17 protein-coding genes are annotated in these 16978 nt (G+C 74.4%); 3 read left to right on the top strand and 14 right to left on the bottom strand.

All coding sequences use genetic code 11. From position 1 onward, the window contains the following. Positions 1-9: 9 nt before the first annotated feature. The 3 genes from GCU60_RS10290 to hisC form a co-directional block, all read right to left on the bottom strand. Complete coding sequence (locus GCU60_RS10290; RefSeq protein WP_163204857.1) at positions 10-579, bottom strand: 2'-5' RNA ligase family protein; 570 nt, start codon at positions 577-579, stop codon at positions 10-12. Further along, positions 576-1598, bottom strand: coding sequence for a tryptophan--tRNA ligase (gene trpS, locus GCU60_RS10295; RefSeq protein WP_163204859.1), 1023 nt, complete (start codon positions 1596-1598; stop codon positions 576-578). Before trpS ends, GCU60_RS10290 begins: the two co-directional genes overlap by 4 nt. A 78-nt stretch (positions 1599-1676) precedes the next feature. Continuing rightward, a complete protein-coding gene (hisC, locus tag GCU60_RS10300; RefSeq protein ID WP_345770522.1) occupies positions 1677-2798 on the bottom strand; it encodes a histidinol-phosphate transaminase in 1122 nt (373 codons plus the stop codon). Positions 2799-2828: 30 nt separating this feature from the next. Between hisC and galE the strand changes: the two genes are divergently transcribed. Further along, the gene (galE, locus tag GCU60_RS10305) at positions 2829-3785 is read left to right on the top strand and encodes a UDP-glucose 4-epimerase GalE (protein ID WP_163204863.1); all 957 of its coding nucleotides are present in this window, start codon (positions 2829-2831) and stop codon (positions 3783-3785) included. 6 nt (positions 3786-3791) lie between these two features. On the opposite strand, the gene GCU60_RS10310 is transcribed toward galE, so the two are convergent. Beyond that, positions 3792-5123 (bottom strand): CNNM domain-containing protein, encoded by a 1332-nt coding sequence (locus GCU60_RS10310; protein ID WP_163204865.1) that lies wholly within the window; start codon positions 5121-5123, stop codon positions 3792-3794. Positions 5124-5321: 198 nt separating this feature from the next. On the opposite strand from GCU60_RS10310, the gene GCU60_RS10315 reads away from it, so the two are divergent. Continuing rightward, positions 5322-6212 carry a CAP domain-containing protein gene (locus GCU60_RS10315; protein ID WP_163204867.1) on the top strand — a complete coding sequence of 297 codons (891 nt, stop codon included), beginning with the start codon at positions 5322-5324 and terminating at the stop codon, positions 6210-6212. Positions 6213-6285: 73 nt separating this feature from the next. Here GCU60_RS10315 and GCU60_RS21575 read toward each other — a convergent pair whose 3' ends face one another. From GCU60_RS21575 to GCU60_RS10340, 5 genes are all read right to left on the bottom strand, one after another. Next, positions 6286-7179, bottom strand: coding sequence for a DUF559 domain-containing protein (locus GCU60_RS21575; protein WP_163204870.1), 894 nt, complete (start codon positions 7177-7179; stop codon positions 6286-6288). A gap of 234 nt (positions 7180-7413) precedes the next feature. After that, positions 7414-8628: an NADP-dependent isocitrate dehydrogenase gene (locus tag GCU60_RS10325; RefSeq protein ID WP_163204872.1), complete on the bottom strand. Its 1215-nt coding sequence runs from the start codon at positions 8626-8628 to the stop codon at positions 7414-7416. Between the two features lie 38 nt (positions 8629-8666). Continuing rightward, positions 8667-9620, bottom strand: a complete 954-nt coding sequence (mdh, locus tag GCU60_RS10330) for a malate dehydrogenase (RefSeq protein ID WP_163204874.1) — start codon at positions 9618-9620, stop codon at positions 8667-8669. 45 nt (positions 9621-9665) lie between these two features. After that, on the bottom strand, positions 9666-9965 hold the full coding sequence (locus GCU60_RS10335) for a DUF3017 domain-containing protein (RefSeq protein WP_163204876.1): 300 nt from the start codon (positions 9963-9965) through the stop codon (positions 9666-9668). Between the two features lie 2 nt (positions 9966-9967). Further along, positions 9968-10837 carry a bifunctional methylenetetrahydrofolate dehydrogenase/methenyltetrahydrofolate cyclohydrolase gene (locus GCU60_RS10340; RefSeq protein ID WP_163204877.1) on the bottom strand — a complete coding sequence of 290 codons (870 nt, stop codon included), beginning with the start codon at positions 10835-10837 and terminating at the stop codon, positions 9968-9970. A 105-nt stretch (positions 10838-10942) separates the two neighbouring features. Here GCU60_RS10340 and GCU60_RS10345 point away from each other — a divergent pair, with 105 nt between their 5' ends. Continuing rightward, on the top strand, positions 10943-11512 hold the full coding sequence (locus tag GCU60_RS10345) for a hypothetical protein (protein ID WP_204261801.1): 570 nt from the start codon (positions 10943-10945) through the stop codon (positions 11510-11512). 6 nt (positions 11513-11518) lie between these two features. Here GCU60_RS10345 and GCU60_RS10350 read toward each other — a convergent pair whose 3' ends face one another. The 5 genes from GCU60_RS10350 to GCU60_RS19865 form a co-directional block, all read right to left on the bottom strand. Next, a complete protein-coding gene (locus tag GCU60_RS10350) occupies positions 11519-12151 on the bottom strand; it encodes a pentapeptide repeat-containing protein (RefSeq protein WP_163204879.1) in 633 nt (210 codons plus the stop codon). Beyond that, positions 12151-13701: a bifunctional phosphoribosylaminoimidazolecarboxamide formyltransferase/IMP cyclohydrolase gene (gene purH / locus GCU60_RS10355; RefSeq protein ID WP_163204882.1), complete on the bottom strand. Its 1551-nt coding sequence runs from the start codon at positions 13699-13701 to the stop codon at positions 12151-12153. Before purH ends, GCU60_RS10350 begins: the two co-directional genes overlap by 1 nt. Continuing rightward, complete coding sequence (gene purN, locus GCU60_RS10360; RefSeq protein WP_163204884.1) at positions 13701-14327, bottom strand: phosphoribosylglycinamide formyltransferase; 627 nt, start codon at positions 14325-14327, stop codon at positions 13701-13703. The genes purH and purN overlap by 1 nt, the downstream gene beginning before the upstream one ends. A gap of 85 nt (positions 14328-14412) precedes the next feature. Continuing rightward, positions 14413-15609: a cell division protein PerM gene (locus GCU60_RS10365; RefSeq protein ID WP_163204886.1), complete on the bottom strand. Its 1197-nt coding sequence runs from the start codon at positions 15607-15609 to the stop codon at positions 14413-14415. 74 nt (positions 15610-15683) lie between these two features. Further along, positions 15684-16886 (bottom strand): hypothetical protein, encoded by a 1203-nt coding sequence (locus GCU60_RS19865; protein ID WP_204261802.1) that lies wholly within the window; start codon positions 16884-16886, stop codon positions 15684-15686. Positions 16887-16978 lie beyond the last annotated feature (92 nt).

The raw sequence follows: 16978 nt of genomic DNA on the forward strand, positions 1-16978 counted from the left end.
GGGGGTCCTTCATCGGCGTTCGGGTCCGGTGAGCCGGTACTCGCGGGCGACCGTCCACCCACCGGCGGCGGTCTGCTCGAACTCGGTGAAGTGCTCGACGCGGAACTCCGCCGACAGGTCCTGCAGCCCGCTGTAGGCGAGCTCCTGCATGTCGGTCGGGACGTCGTGGGCCACGGTCACGTGCGGGTGGTACGGGAAGGAGAGCGTCCGGGCCAGCGGTCCCTGGCGGACGTCGTCGGCCAGCAGCTCGCAGTTGCCGATGCCCCGCGCCACGGCCACGAACACCACGTCGGAGACCGGCCGGAAGGTGCCGGTGCCCGCCAGGTGCATGTCGAACGGCGGGTGCGCCGCGGCGACCTCCTCGAGGTGCCGGGTGATCGCGTCGCGGTCCCCGACCGGCACCTCCGTCGGCGGGAGGAGCGTCACGTGCGGCGGCACCAGCGTCGCCTGCGGGTCGCCGACCTTCGTCCGCCAGTCGACCAGCAGCGCCGCCCACGGGTCGGGCACCGGCACGATCACGCCGAGCAGCGCCGTCTCCGGCGGCCCCTGCAGCCGGCCGACGAAGGTGTCGTCGTTCATGCCGGGGACCCCGCCGGCGGGAGGAAGCCCACCCGGTCGTACGCCTGCGCCAGTGTCCGGGCCGCCACCTCGCGGGCCCGCGCGGCGCCACCGGCGAGGATCCGCTCGAGCTCGGCCCGGTCGTCCAGGAGTTCCTGGGTCCGCTGCTGTACCGGGGTGACGAACTCGGTGACGACCTCGGCGAGCTCCTTCTTCAGGTCGCCGTAGCCCCGTCCCGCGAAGTCCTGCTCCAGCTGGGCGACGGTGCGCCCCGACAACGCGCTGTGGATGGTCAGCAGGTTGGTGACGCCGGGCTTGTTGGCGGCGTCGGCGACGATCTCGCGGCCGGTGTCGGTGACCGCCGAGCGGATCTTCTTCGCCGTCACCTTCGGCTCGTCGAGCAGGAACACGCAGCCGGCCCCGGGCAGGCTCTTGCTCATCTGCTTCTCGGGGGTCTGCAGGTCCAGGATCTTCGCCGCGCCGGGCGGGATGAACGCCTCGGGCACGGTGAACGTCTCGCCGAACCGGCCGTTGAAGCGGACGGCGAGGTCGCGGGTCAGCTCCAGGTGCTGGCGCTGGTCCTCGCCCACGGGCACCCGTGCGGCCTGGTACAGCAGGATGTCGGCCACCTGCAGCACCGGGTAGGTGAACAAACCGACCGTGGTGTTGGCCGAGCCCTGCCGCTGGCTCTTGTCCTTGAACTGGGTCATCCGGCTGGCCTCACCGAAGCCGGTGAGGCACTGCATCACCCAGCCCAGCTGCGCGTGCTCCGGCACGTGGCTCTGGACGAACAGCGCGCTGCGCGACGGGTCGACGCCCAGGGCGAGCAGCTGGGCGGCCGACGTCAGGGTGTTGCGCCGGAGCTCCGCGGGGTCCTGCGCGACGGTGATCGCGTGCAGGTCGACGACGCAGTAGAAGGCCTCGGCGGAGTCCTGGAGGTCGACCCACTGCCGCAGCGCACCCAGGTAGTTGCCGAGGTGGAAGGAGCCGGCGGTCGGCTGGATGCCGGACAGCACTCGGGGAAGAGCCACGTCGGCCATCAAACCAGCCGCCGGCCGGCCCCGTCCCGGGGCCCGCCCGGAGCCTGCGAGGGGTGGGCCCCGGGACGGGGTCCTCTTTCAGCGGGCCGCGCCGCCGAGGGCGTCGTCGAGCGCGGCGAGGAAGACGTCGTCCTCCTCGGGAGTGCCGACGGTGACCCGGATCCCCTCACCGGCGAACGGCCGGGTGATCACCGCACGGGCCTCGAGGGCCGCGGCGAGCTCCGCCGTCCGCTCCCCCACCGGCAGCCAGACGAAGTTCGCCTGGCTGTCGGCGACCTCCAGGCCACGGTCGCGCAGCGCCCCGGTCAGCCGCGCCCGCTCCTCGGTGACGGCCGCGCACCGGCGGCGCACCTCGTCCTCGCTGGCCAGCGCCGCGACGGCGGCCGCCTGCGCCACCATGCCGACGCTGAAGGGGAGGTGCGTCTTGCGCACGGCCTCGGCCACCGCCGGGTCCTCGGCCAGCAGGTAGCCCACCCGCAGGCCGGCCAGGCCCCAGGCCTTGGAGAACGTGCGGAGGACGGCGACGTTCGGCCGGCCGCGCATCAGCTCGACGCCGTCGGGCACCTCGGGGTCGGTGACGAACTCCCGGTAGGCCTCGTCCAGGACCACGAGGGTCTCGGCCGGGACCGCGTCGAGGAACCGCTCCAGCTCGGGCCGGCGGACCGCCGTCCCGGTGGGGTTGTTCGGGTTGCAGACGAAGACGAGCCGGGTGGTGTCGTCGATCTGAGCGGCCAGCGCCTCGAGGTCGTGGGTGTCGGGCGAGCCGCCGTCCCGGCCTGCGACCAGCGGCACCTGGACGGCGCGGGCGCCGGCGACCCGCGCCAGCAGCGGGTACATCTCGAAGGAGCGCCAGGCGAAGGCGATGCTCGTGCCCGGGTCGTTGTAGGCCTGGGCCAGCTCCTGGCAGATGGCGACGGCGCCGCAGCCGGTGGCCACCTGCGCGGGGTCCACGCCGTACCGGTCGGCCAGCGCCCGGGTGAGGACCACCGCGCCGTTGTCCGGGTAGCGGTTGGTCTCGGTCACCGCTGCGGTCACGGCCTGGACGACGGCGGGCAGCGGCGGGAAGGCGACCTCGTTGCTGGCCAGCTTCACCGCCCGCTCGACCCCGATCTCCCGCGCCAGGTCGGCCGGATTGCGGCCGGGCTTGTAGACCGGGAGCGACTGCACGGCTGGCCGGGCCCTGACCACGACTTCCTCCACCTCCGGGGCAGCCCTCGTAGGGTGTGCCCCATGCGCGTACTGGTCGCCGGCGGAGCCGGCTACATCGGCAGCGTAGTGACGGCGGCCCTGCTGGCCGACGGTCACGAGGTCACCGTCCTGGACGACCTCTCGACCGGCCATGCGGACGCGGTGCCCGAGGGGGCCACGCTGGCCCAGGTGTCGCTGCACGACTCCGCCCCGGTCCTGGCGGAGCTCCGACCGGAGGGCGTGCTGCACTTCGCGGCCAAGTCGCTGGTCGGGGTCTCCCAGCAGCGGCCGGAGGAGTACTGGGACACCAACGTCGGCGGCACCTTCGCGCTGCTCGAGGGGATGCGGGCAGCCGACTGCCGGCGGATCGTCTTCTCCTCGACGGCGGCGACCTACGGCGAGCCCGACCAGGTGCCGATCCGGGAGGACGCCCCGACCCGGCCGACCAACACCTACGGCGCCTCGAAGCTCGCCGTGGACCACATGCTCACCTCCTACGCCGTCGCGCACGGGTTCGCGGCGGTGAGCCTGCGCTACTTCAACGTGGCCGGCGCCGCGTACGGCCTCGGCGAGCGGCACGCCACCGAGACGCACCTGATCCCCCTGGCGCTCCAGGTGGCCTCCGGGCAGCGGGAGTCCCTGACCGTGTTCGGCCAGGACTACCCGACGCCCGACGGCACCTGCATCCGCGACTACGTGCACGTCGAGGACCTCTCCGACGCACACCTGCTGGCCCTGCCCGCCCCGGCGGCCGGCGAGCACCGGATCTACAACCTCGGCAACGGCACCGGCTTCTCGGTGCAGGAGGTCGTCGAGGCGGTCCGGGAGGTCACCGGCCACCCGGTCCCGGTCACCCTGGGCGAGCGGCGGGCCGGCGACCCCGCCCAGCTGGTGGCCTCCAGCGACCGCATCCGCGCCGACCTGGGCTGGACGCCGAAGCACACGGACCTGGTGGGCATCGTCCGCGACGCCTGGGAGGTCGCGCAGGCCCGTCGCTGACGCGGGTCAGCCGGCGGAGGTCTCGCCGCTCTCGCCGTCCTCGGACACCGGGGCGGGGGGCGGGCTGACGCGCAGCCGGGCGATCCGTCGTCCGTCGAGCTCCAGCACCTCCAGCCGGCGACCCTCGATCTCGACCGCGTCGCCGACCTCGGGCAGCCGGCCGAGCTCGGCCAGCACGAAGCCCGCCGCCGTCTCGTACGGCCCCTCGGGCAGCGCCAGACCGGTGGCCTCGGCGAAGTCGTCCAGGTTGAGCAGGCCGTCGACCTCCCGCGGGGCGTCGGGTGACTGCTTGCCGTCGGGGGCGACCTCCTCGTCGTACTCGTCGTAGATCTCCCCGATGACCTCCTCGATGAGGTCCTCGAGGGTCACGATGCCGTCGGTGCCGCCGTACTCGTCGACGACGATGGCCAGGTGCTGGTTCTCCCGGCGCATCTCGCTGAGCGCGGTCAGGACCCCGGCGGTGCCCGGCAGCCGCTTCACCTCGCGCGCCAGGTCCCCGACGGTGGCCGCGCGGCCGGCCGCGTGGGTGGGCAGGAACAGGTCGCGGACGTGCGCGAAGCCCAGGACGTCGTCCTGGTCCCGGCCGGCGACCGGGAAGCGGGACCAGTTGGACTCCGCGACCAGCTTCGCCGCCCGGCTGGCCGTCATGGAGGCGTCCAGGAACTGGACCTCGGTGCGGGGCGTCATCACCTCGCGGACCTCGCGCTCACCGGCCCGGAAGACCTCGTCGATGAGCCGGCGCTCGTCGCTGCTCAGCGACTCGTGCGCCGCCACCAGGTCGCGCAGCTCCTCCTGGCTGATGGCCTCGCCGCTGGCCTTGGGGTCTGCCCCGACGAGCCGCACCAGGCCGTTGGTCGACTTCGACAGCAGCCAGATGACCGGGCGGGACAGCTTGGCGATGGCGTTCAGCGGCGCGGCGACGAGCAGCGAGAACCCCTCGGCCCGCTGCAGCGCCAGGCGCTTGGGGGTCAGCTCACCGACGACCAGCGAGACGTAGCTGATCGCGATCGTGACCAGCACCAGGGCCAGCGTGCCGGACAGGCCCTCGCTCATCCCGCGGGTCTCCAACCAGTCGGCCAGCGGCGCGGACAGCGTGCTGGCACCGAAGGCGGCGGAGAAGAACCCGGCCAGGGTGACCCCGACCTGGACGGCGGCCAGGAACTGGTTGGGGTCCTTGAGCAGCTTCTGCACCGCCTGGCCGCGACGGCCGCCCTGCTCGGCCATCGCACGGACCTGCGACTCGCGCAGCGAGACCAGCGCGATCTCGGCGCCGGCGAAGACGCCGCCGACCAGGACGAACGCGACGACCATGACGATGTTGAGCCATACGTCGCTCACCGGCGGCGTGCTCCTCGGGATCTCGGGACGGGACGGACGGGTCCATGGTGCCCGGTCCATGCTGCACGCCCGGCACGCGCGTCATACGCACAGCTGCCCCGGTCGGGTGGGGAGTTCTCCGCGCTCGGGGCTACCGCAACGCGGCGCGCACGGTTAGTCTCGGCTTGATAACAGATCGTGATCATTCTGAGGATCCGTATGCACCACCGGCCTTCCGGTCCCCCGCTGTCCGCCCGCCTCACCGCCCCCGTCCGGGCGGCGCGACTGCTCCTCCGCCACTGGCTGGGGCGCCACGGCCGACGGCTCGGCCTGGGAATCGCCGTGACGGTGGCGGTGACGGCGGTGGTCCTCGCCGTGCCGGTGTCCGTGCCCGCGCCGGGGAGGTCCTCGGTCGCGCTCGCCCCGTCGTCGATCGGCTCGCCGTCGGGGTCCCCGTCGGCCGGGCCGTCGTCGGCGGAGTCCTCCACCTCGGCGTTCCCCGACCCCTCCCCGGCCCCGACGGCACCGGGCGCCGGCCCGTCCTCGTCGGCCGCGGCCCCGCCGCCCGCCCCCGCCGAGGTGCCGCCGCCCGCATCCGAGGCCCCCGAGGCGCCCGCGTCGACCACCGCCGCCGATGCGCCGACGACGTCCCCCCGCTCCTCGGCAGCTGCCACCACGCCGCGGGAGACCTCGGCCGCGGCCCCGCCGCCCGCTCCCCTCGCCGCGGCCACCCCGGCGGCCACGGGGATCGAGGGCGAGGTGCTGGCGCTGACCAACGCCGCCCGCGCCGAGGCCGGGTGCGGACCCCTGGTCGCCGACGCGGGGCTGGCCGCCGTCGCCCGTGCGCACAGCGCGGACATGCGCGACCGGGGATTCTTCGCCCACGACAACCCCTCCGGGCAGAACCCGTTCCAGCGCGCCGGCCTCGCGGGGGTCGCCGCCCTGGCCGAGAACATCGCCCGGGGTCAGCAGGACGCGGCCGACGTGATGGACAGCTGGATGAACAGCCCCGGCCACCGCGCGAACATCCTCGACTGCCGGCTCACCCGCCTCGGCCTCGGCGTCGCCACCGGCGCCGGTGGGCCCTGGTGGACCCAGCTCTTCGGCTGACCACCCCGCGCGTCCGAGCGGCACCATGCGCCCTTGTGCGCGGAAGTGGGGCCCTGCGCGTCGGTGCGGAGCCCTACTTCCGCGCACGAGGCCTGTCGACGAGGGCCCGGATGCGAGCGATGAGCGCCTCCGGGTCCCGGAGATCGGCCGCGGTGACGTGCAGGACCGTCCACCCCGCCTCCACCAACCGGTTGAGCCGACGGCGATCGCGCCGGAACTGCCCGGGTTCGGCGTGCCAGGCCCCGTCGTACTCGATCGCCACTCGACTCTCGGGGAAGGCCAGGTCCACGCGGGCGACGAACTCCCCCGCCGCGTCGCGGATCGTGTGCTGAGGCGTAGCGATCAGTCCGGCGAGCTCCATCAGGACCCTGAGTCGCGTCTCCGGCTGGCTCTCCGACCGCGGATCCGCCATGGCGACCGCACGCTGCGCCCGGCGGGCGCCCCGGGCCCCACCCAGAGCGTCTGCCGCTTCTGCCAGTTCACCCCGCCCGACGACGACCAGGCTGAGGAGGACGTCGAGGGCGACCACTGCCTCGACGAGCGGCTCCACCCGCGCGATGTCCAGGGCGGTGCGCAGTCCGGTGGTGCACCGACGCCGACGCACGACCACGACGTCCGGGTCGAGCAGGGGCACCCGCCGGATGCGCAGGCCGGCCACGGGACCGAACCGGACGGCCGGCGGCACGGAGACCTCGACCGGCGTCCTGGCGTCCACCAGGTCCCGGGCACCGTGCAGGTACGCCGCGGTGCGGCCGCTGAACACCCCTGTCGACGGCACGATCAACGACGCCCCGGCGACGCGGAGTTCGAAGGTCGGCGGCAGGGCGGCGTCGGCGTAGACCCCTCGGTAGAGACGGCACCAGGCCGACGAACGGAGCGAGTCCCGCGTCAGGAGACCGGCGGTCAGCGCGTCCGCACCCCGGAACACCCGGCCGACGAGGGCTTCGGGACGGCGGGGTGGAGGCACGCCCGCAGGATGCCGCGCGCGAGCCTGTGCCCGCTGACGTCGTCCACAGGGGCCATGTGCGGTGAACGAGGGCTCTGGCAGCGCGCGCAGAGCCCTCGTTCTCCGCACGAGGCCGCAGGCGGCCCGCCCGGGCGCCCGAGACCCGCGCGCAGGCGCCCGGGCGCACGACGGCCCCCGCACCCTGGTCGGGTGCGGGGGCCGCCGCGCGTGTGCGCCTACGTCAGGCCAGCACCATCAGGCCATGGCCTTCTGCAGGTTGGTGTCGATCGCCGCCAGGAAGTCCTGGGTGGTCAGCCAGGGGCTGTCCTTGGAGATCAGCAGCGCCAGGTCCTTGGTCATCTTGCCGCTCTCGACGGTCTCGATGCAGACGCGCTCGAGGGTCTCGGCGAAGCGGGTGACCTCGGGGGTGCCGTCCAGCTTGCCGCGGTGTGCGAGGCCCCGGGTCCAGGCGAAGATCGACGCGATCGGGTTGGTCGACGTCTCCTTGCCCTGCTGGTGCTGCCGGTAGTGGCGGGTCACCGTGCCGTGCGCGGCCTCGGCCTCGACCGTGCGGCCGTCCGGGGTCGCGAGCACCGACGTCATCAGGCCGAGCGAGCCGAAGCCCTGCGCCACGGTGTCGGACTGCACGTCACCGTCGTAGTTCTTGCAGGCCCAGACGTAGCCGCCCTCCCACTTGAGCGAGGCGGCGACCATGTCGTCGATCAGCCGGTGCTCGTAGGTGATGCCGGCGGCGTCGAACTTCTCCTTGAACTCGGTCTGGAAGACCTCCTCGAAGATGTCCTTGAACCGGCCGTCGTAGGCCTTGAGGATCGTGTTCTTCGTGGACAGGTACACCGGGTAGCCGCGGTCCAGGCCGTAGTTCAGCGAGGCCCGGGCGAAGTCGAAGATCGACGCGTCGAGGTTGTACATCGACAGCGAGACGCCGGCGCCCGGGGCCTGGAACACCTCGTGCTCGATCGGCTGGGAGCCGTCCTCCGGGGTGAAGGTGACGGTGAGCCGCCCGGCGGAGGGGAACGTGAAGTCGGTGGCGCGGTACTGGTCGCCGTAGGCGTGACGGCCGACGATGATCGGCTTCGTCCAGCCCGGCACCAGCCGCGGCACGTTCTGCATGATGATCGGCTCGCGGAAGATCACGCCACCGAGGATGTTGCGGATCGTCCCGTTCGGGGACCGCCACATCTTCTTCAGGCCGAACTCCTCGACCCGCGCCTCGTCCGGCGTGATGGTCGCGCACTTGACGCCGACGCCGTGCTTCTTGATGGCGTTGGCGGAGTCGATGGTGATCTGGTCGTCGGTCGCGTCGCGCGACTCCATGCCCAGGTCGTAGTACTCGAGGTTGACGTCGAGGTAGGGGAGGATCAGCTGGTCCTTGATGAACTGCCAGATGATCCGGGTCATCTCGTCGCCGTCGAGCTCGACGACGGTGCCCTCGACCTTGATCTTGCTCACGTTGGTGGTTTCCCTCTCTGCAGCTCTGACCCGTTCGGTCAGAGGTCGGCTACGTCGGCCTGCTTGGCACGCACCGCTTCGGCCGCCTCGCGCAGACCTGCCAGCTCGTCGTCCGCCAGGTCGCTCTCGACGACGCGCTTCACGCCCCCGCGGCCGATCTCGGCCTCCACCCCCAGGTACACCCCGGAGATGCCGTACTCGCCGTCCACCCAGGTGCACACCGGCATCACGGCGCCGGAGTCCTCCATGACCGCCCGTGCCATCCGGGCGGCTGCGGCGGACGGAGCGTAGTAGGCCGAACCTGTCTTCAGCAGGGCGACCACCTCGGCGCCCCCGTTGCGGGTGCGCTGGACCAGGTGCTCGATGCGGTCGGCGGCCAGCACGTCGGACAGCGGCCTGCCGTCGACCGTGCAGCGGGAGGGCACCGGCACCATGGTGTCGCCGTGCGATCCGAGGGTCAGCGTGCGCACGGTGCCGACCGGCACGCCGAGCTCCTCGGCGACGAAGTTGGAGAAGCGCGCGGTGTCGAGCATCCCGGCCTGACCCATGACCCGCTGGTGCGGGAACCGGGTGGCCAGCTGCGCCAGCGCGGTCATCTCGTCGAGGGGGTTGGAGACGACGACGACGACGGCGTCGGGCGAGGTCTTCGCGATGTTCTCCGATACCTGGCGGACGATGCCGGCGTTGGTCTCGATGAGGTCCATCCGGCTCATGCCGGGCTTGCGGGGCAGGCCGGCGGTGACGACGACGACGTCGGACCCCTCGGTGCCCTCGTAGGAGCCGCCCCCGACGCCGACGACCCGGGTCTCGAAGCCCTCGATGGGCCGGGACTGGTTCATGTCGAGGGCCAGACCCTCGGGCTTGCCCTCCACGATGTCGGTGAGGACGACGGTCTCGAAGATGTCGTACTCCGCGAGACGGAGAGCGGTGGTGGAGCCGTAGAACCCGGCGCCGACGACGGTCACCTTGCCGTTTCTGGGCTGCGCTGCCATGGCCGCCAACCTAGCCCCCGTCGCTCCGGAGCGCTGCCCTGGGCGTCACGTGCCCGGCACCGCCAGCGCCACGCCGGTGAGCGTGAGGCCCACTCCGGCGAGCAGGACGACGTCGACGGCCCGGCTGCGCACCGCGAGGAACCCCACCTGCCGGACGGGGAGGAGCAGCCGCAGCAGGGAGGCCCCCACGAGGGAGAGGCCGACGACGACCAGGCCGATCCGCCAGTGCTCGAAGGTGACCAGCAGCAGCCCGGCGCCGACGGCGAGCAGCACCGCCAGCAGCGGGAGCTGCCGGACCACGCCGGCCAGGAAGGGCCGGCGGACGTAGAGCGGCGGACGCGTCACGGTCAGGCCGGCTGCGCCTCGAGGGCGGCCGCCTGCTCGGCCGCGAGCACCACGTTCTGCAGCAGCATCGCCCGGGTCATGGGCCCCACTCCCCCAGGGTTCGGTGCCACGTGCCCGGCGACGTCGACGACGTCCGGAGCGACGTCGCCGGCGATCTTCCCGTCCACCCGGCTGACGCCCACGTCGAGGACGGCGGCGCCCGGCTGCACCATGTCGGCGGTGACGATGCCCGGCACACCGGCGGCGGCGACCACGACGTCGGCCCGGCGGGTCTGCGCGGCGAGGTCGCGGGTGCCGGTGTGGCAGAGGGTCACCGTGGCGTTCTCCGAGCGGCGGGTGAGCAGCAGCCCGAGCGGCCGACCCACGGTGATGCCGCGGCCGATGACCACGACCTCGGCGCCGGCCAGCGGGACGTCGTGGCGGCGCAGCAGCTCGACGATCCCCAGGGGCGTGCACGGCAGCGGCCCGGGCACGCCCAGGACCAGCCGGCCGAGGTTCACCGGGTGCAGGCCGTCGGCGTCCTTGGCCGGGTCCATCGCCTCCAGGACCCGCGCCTCGTCGATGTGCCGGGGCAGCGGCAGCTGGACGATGTAGCCGGTGCACGCCGGGTCGGCGTTGAGCTCGGCGACCACGTCGAGCACGTCCTGCTCGGTGGCGTCGGCGGGCAGCTCCCGCTGGATGCTGGCGATGCCGACCTGGGCGCAGTCGGAGTGCTTGGCGCCGACGTACCAGCGGCTGCCCGGGTCGTCACCCACCAGCAGCGTGCCGAGACCGGGGCGGTGGCCGGCCGCGCTGAGGGCGGCCACCCGTTCGGTGAGCTCGGCGCGGATCGCTGCCGCGGTCGCCTTGCCGTCCAGAGTCGTCGCGGGCACACCGACAGTCTGCCGGAGGGGCGCGCGCAGCGGCGTCGCGGTCCTAGGCTCGCGGCAGGGGGCGGGTCCCCACCCCTGCTGCAGACGCACCGGAGGTGTGCCTCGATGACCGAGCGCGAGCAGGAACCCGCCACGACCGCGATCCCGGTGGCGGGCGCCTCGCCCGCGGGCGCGCACCCCGCGTCCGACGACGCCACCGCACCGCCCTGGGCCACCGAGCGTGCGGTGTTCCGCCGCCCGGACCCGCTCGCCGGCCTGCTGCTGGTGCTGGCCGGGCTCGCCGCCGTGGCGAGCCTGCTGCTGCGCTGGCTGGACGACGACCCGGCCACCGGGCTGGACTGGGTGGGGCGCGGCTTCGACGAGTTCGGCGACCTGGTCGGCACCGGCCTCTGGCAGCCGCTGGTGATCGTGCTGGGCGGCGCGGTGCTGCTGGTGCTCGGGGTCCCGATGCTCCTGCCTGCCCGGAGCCACCGGGTGTGGGGCGGGATCGCGCTGGTGGTCGGCGGGCTCGTCTGCTGGGCGGTGCTCGTGCCGCTGATCGCGGCCGACTGGGACCTCGGCGCCTTCGGCCCCGGTTTCTGGTGCGCGATCGCCGTCGCCGTCCTCGGCCTGCTCGGCGGGCTCAAGGCGCTGCTGACCCGGCCCCGGTACGGCACGGAGCCGGCGCGGGGCTGAGCGGGCTCAGTCCCCGACCAGCGCCCCGTGCGAGCGGGTGAACTGGACGGCCTGGGCCAGGTCCAGGCGTACGCCGGTGAGGTCGAACGCGCGCCAGTTGATCTCGTCGGTCGACGCCCCGCGCAGGTCCGCCCCGCGCAGCTTCGTGCCCTGCAGCCGGGTCCGGTCCAGGGAGGCGCCGGTGAGGTCGCACTCGCGCAGGTCGGCGTCGGTCAGGTCGGCCTCGCGGAACCGCTGGCCGGAGAGGTCCAGGCCGGAGAGGTCGACGCCGCGCAGCGCCGCATAGCTCCAGTCGCACTCCGTCGCGGTCATCGGCCGCATGTCGGCGCCGGGGAACTGCGAGCCGGTCAGCTTGCAGCCGTCCCACGTGACGTCGATGAGCTTGGCCCGGTCGAACCGGCAGGAGAGGAAGGCCGTGCCGGAGTGCCGCGCCCCGGCCATGCGGACACCGGTCAGGACGCAGTCGTCGAACACGCAGCGCCGGGTGACCAGCTCCTCCAGCCCGGCGTCGTCGAAGCGGCAGCGGACGAAGGTGACGCCGTCGAGCTCGGCGCCCCACCAGTCGACCCGGGCGAAGTCCTCCCCCTCGATCTCGGCACCGGCCTCCGGCGGCCCGACGTGCGGGCGCGTGCCGCGCATCAGTGCGCGAAGTGGCGCGTACCGGTCAGGTACAGCGACACCCCTGCGGCCGCTGCCGCGGCCACGACCTCGTCGTCGCGCACGGACCCGCCGGGCTGGACGACGGCGCGCACACCCGCGTCCAGCAGCACCTGCAGGCCGTCGGCGAAGGGGAAGAACGCGTCGGAGGCGGCCACGGATCCGGCGGCCCGCTCCCCCGCCCGCGCGACGGCCAGCCGCGCGGAGTCCACCCGGTTGACCTGCCCCATGCCCACGCCGACGGTCGCCCGGTCGTGCGCCAGCAGGATGGCGTTGCTCTTCACCGCGCGCACCGCCCGCCAGGCGAAGACGAGGTCGTCCAGGCCGGCGGCGTCCAGGGGCTCACCGGTGGCGAGGGTCCAGGTGGTCGGGTCGTCGCCGGCGGCGTCGATGCGGTCGACGGTCTGCAGCAGCAGCCCGCCCCCGATCGGGCGCATCTCCGCGCCGGCGCCGGGCAGGTGCGGCAGCCGCAGCAGGCGGACGTTCTTCTTCGCGGTCAGCACCCGCAGCGCGTCCTCGGTGAACGACGGCGCGACGACGACCTCGGTGAACACCTCGGCCACCTGCTCGGCCATGGTGAGGTCGACCTCCCGGTTGGCCGCGATCACCCCGCCGAACGCCGACAGCGGGTCGCAGGCGTGCGCCTTGCGGTGGGCGGCGGCGATGTCGGCGCCGACGGCGATCCCGCACGGGTTGGCGTGCTTGATGATCGCCACGCACGCCTCGTCGTGGTCGTGCGCGGCCCGCCAGGCGGCGTCGGTGTCGACGTAGTTGTTGTAGGACATCGCCTTGCCGTGCAGCTGCTCGGCGTGCGCCAGCCCGGGCTGGACGCCGCGGTAGAGCGCGGCCTGCTGGTGCGGGTTCTCGCCGTAGCGCAGCACCTCCGCGCGCTCCCAGCCGGCGCCCGCCCAGGCGGGGAAGCCGCTGTCGTCGTCGGTGGTGAGCACGTTGCCCATCCAGGAGGCGACGGCGATGTCGTAGCTCGCGGTGTGCCGGAAGGCCGCAGCGGCGAGGCCCTGCCGCTCGGCCAGGCTGAAGCCGCCGGCGGAGACGGCGGCCAGGACGTCGTCGTAGCGCGCCGGGTCGACGACGACGGCGACCGACGGGTGGTTCTTCGCAGCGGCCCGCACCATCGCCGGGCCGCCGATGTCGATCTGCTCGACGCACTCGTCCGGCGAGGCGCCCGAGGCGACCGTCTCGGTGAACGGGTAGAGGTTGACCACCACGAGGTCGAACGCGGCGATGCCGAGCTCATCGAGCTGGGCGACGTGGTCGGCCTTGCGGCGGTCGGCCAGGATGCCGGCGTGCACGGCGGGGTGCAGCGTCTTCACCCGCCCGTCGAGGCACTCGGGGAAGCCGGTGACCTGCTCCACCGGGGTCACGGGCACCCCGGCCTCGGCGATGCGCCGGGCCGTCGCCCCGGTGCTGACCAGCTCGACGCCGGCGGCGGCCAGCCCGCGGGCGAGCTCCTCGATGCCGGTCTTGTCGTAGACGCCCAGCAGGGCGCGGCGGATGGGGCTGCGGTCGCTCATCAGGGGCTCTTCCTCGTCGGGGCCGGGCTTGTCGGTGGTGGGGTGACGAACGCCGCCACGGTCTCCACCAGGAGCACGCGCTCCACGTCCTTGATCCGCTCGTGCAGGGTGGCCTCGTCGTCGCCGGGCAGCACGGGCACCTCGCGCTGGGCGAGCACCGGCCCGGTGTCGACGCCGGCGTCGACCAGGTGCACCGTCGATCCGGTCACGCCGGCGCCGGCCTCGAGGGCGTCGCGCACGGCGTGGGCGCCGGGGAACAGCGGCAGCAGCGCGGGGTGGGTGTTGATCAGCCGGCCCTCGAAGGCCGCGAGCACCGCCGGCCCGACGATCTTCATGAAGCCGGCCGACACCACCAGGTCGGGTTCGAACTCCGCGACGGCCGCGGCCAGCGCGCGGTCCCAGGCGGCCCGGTCGGGGTGGTCGCCGAGCGCGCAGACGAACGTGGGCAGGCCCCGCCGGCGGGCGTGCTCGAGCCCGGCTGCCTCCCGGTCGGCGCCGACGGCGACCACCGTGGCCGGGTAGGCGGGGTCGTCGGTCGCGGCGAGCAGCGCCGCGCACAGCGAGCCGGTGCCCGACAGCAGGACGACGACGCGCGCCCGCTGGGCAGGCTCGTCGGCGGCGGGCACGCGCTCGACAGTAGAGGTCCCGGCCCGCCGGCCCCCGCGCCGGGGCCCGCCGCGAACCTGCGAGCGGTGGGGGCCAGGGGTCCCTTCAGCCCAGGGCCCGCCACCGCGACACAGCGGCGGCGAGCGCGGCGGTGATCCCGGCCTGCGCGGCGACGGCGATACCGGTGGCGACCGGCGGCGCCCCCACCATGGCCAGCGCGCCGTCGCCGAGGCTGCCGCCCCCCGCCCAGGCCAGCACGCCGACGGCCACGCCCAGCAGCGACCCGGTGAGCAGCCCGGCGAGACCGGCGATGACCGATCCGCCGTCGGCGCCGGAGAACCAGCGGCCGACCGTCATCCCCGCCACCAGACCGGCCACGGCGGGGATCACCTGGGAGGCGAACGCGACCAGCGGCACCGCCTGGGTGTCCGGGAGGGCGGCGAGCAGGGGCAGGGCAGGCACCGACCCGAGGGTCACCCCGTGCACCGACACGAGCGTGCCGCTCCCGACGTAGAAGCCGGGGCCGGCCGCCAGCCCCAGGACCGCGACGACGGCGTTGGGCAGGAGCAGCGCGCCGAGACCGAGCAGGCCGACCGCGCCGGCGCCGGCGCCCCCGAGCGAGCCCGAGACCGCGGCGTACCCCCCGGCGTCGCTGGCCAGGGCGATCGCGACCACCCCGGCGCCCAGCGCGAGCGCGGCGAACAGCCCGGCCAGCAGGCCGCGGAGCACCGGCCGGACCACCCCGGGGAGGCGGTCGAGGGCGGCGTCGACGAGCCCGGAGTCGCGTCCGGCGCCCCAGCCGACGGCGAGCACGGCCAGCACGAGCGGTCCGAGCAGGGCCCGGGTCCAGCCGATCCCCGCGCCCTCGCCCCCGGCGACCACCGCGACCAGCGCGCTCAGCAGCACGTGCGCGACGACGACGAGCCCCGCCGCCCGCAGCACGTTCCGCCCGTCGGCGTCGTCGTCGAGCGCCCGCACCGACACCCGCCCCGCCCAGGACAGACCCCAGGCCAGGAGGGCGGTCAGCAGCAGCGGGGCCAGGACCAGCGGCCCGGAGACGAGCGCGAGCTGCCCGCCCTGGGCGAGCACCCACAGGCGCGCGGCGAGGACGGCCGAGGCACCGGTGGACATGCCACCGTCGGGGTCGAGGGTCTGGACGACGACGACCGCGAGCCCGAGGCCGAGCATCCCGACGACCGTGACGGCCACCGCGGCGGCTACAGCGAGGAGTCCGGGCGGGACCGAGCCGTGGGACTCCCCGTCGGCCCGCCGGAAGGGCAGTCGTGCGAGCAGGGCGGCCACCCCTCCACTCTCGCAAGCAGCTCCCTGCGATGCGTGGCGCACTCGCCGGGAGCTCCCCGACCCGTCCGACGACTTCAGTCCTCCGTGCGCGGCCTCTCACTCTCCGCAGCCCCGGAGGCCGTGGCGCCACCTGCCGGCGGCTGCCGCCCCGGCTGGGGTCCACCGTGCTCCGGCCGGCCCGGGCCGGGGTCGCCGGCCTGCTGCCACTGCGAGCCAGCGGCTGCCCCGTACTGCTGCGCCTGCTGGCCGGCCGGTGGGTACTGCGGAGTCTGCTGCGGAGCCGGGTAGGCGTGCGGGTAGGGGTAGGGCTGACCGGCGCCCGGCCGACCGCCCCAGGAGGGCGGCCCGGGGACGCCGGCCGGCCTGGCCGGGCGCTCCCGCATCTCCCGGCGGAGGGTCAGGACGGCGACGACGGTGAGGCCCAGCGCCGTCAGGAAGCCGAGCAGGGCCCAGAACGAGAAGTCGTACTGCAGCGTGTCCAGCCAGGCGAACAGCGTGAGGATCAGGCCGAGCGCGGCCAGTCCGACGGTCAGCGACGACCTGGTGAAGGTGACCGTCGCCTTCACGAAACCGGGCAGCAGCGCCCAGATGGCGGCGAGCACGAACAGCACGGCGGCCGACACCACCATGCCGTCGTCGAACCCGCTGAAGCTGACCCCGAAGGTGTCGTCACCGAACCGCCACCACGGCAGGAAGCCCAGCAGCAGGAAGAGCAGCGTCCCGCCCCCGAACACGTAGTCCAGCGGGCGCAGCCGGCCGAGATCGACGGAGAACTCTGCGCCGGGCCCGGACGGACGGCCGTAGGGGCCCGGCGCCGCACCGAAGGGCGGTTGCCCGTACTGCGGCGGGTAGCCCGGCTGGCCGTAGGGCTGCTGCCCGTACCCCGGCGGGTAGCCCGGCTGCCCGTACGGCTGCCCGGAACCGGGCTGGCCGTAGGACGGCTGCCCGTAGCCGGGCTGCGGATACTGCGGCTGCCCGTACTGCGGCTGCCCGTACTGCGGCTGTCCGTAGCCGGGCTGGGCGTACGGCTGCTGCCCGTAGCCGGGTGGTGCGTACGGCTGCTGCCCGTAGGCCGGCTGGCCGTACTGCGGCTGGCCGTACTGCGGCTGGCCGTACTGCGGCTGCCCGTGCTGCGGCTGCTGCCCGTACTGCGGCGGCTGCCCCTGGTCCTGGCTCGTGGAGCCGGGCGTTCCCGGGCCGTCCTGGCCACCGGGTGCGCCCTGCCCGTGGGGCGGCTGGCCACCCTCGGGTGGGTGCGGGGGCTGACTGGCGGTCACGGGATCTCCTCCGGAGGGGACGGGTGCTCCATGATCGTGGCCGTCCCGGGTGGGCGGCCGCAAACGACGCGCCCACGGGTGGTGGGGCGGGC

The organism is Blastococcus saxobsidens, from assembly GCF_010682065.1.
Lineage (GTDB): Bacteria > Actinomycetota > Actinomycetes > Mycobacteriales > Geodermatophilaceae > Blastococcus > Blastococcus saxobsidens_B.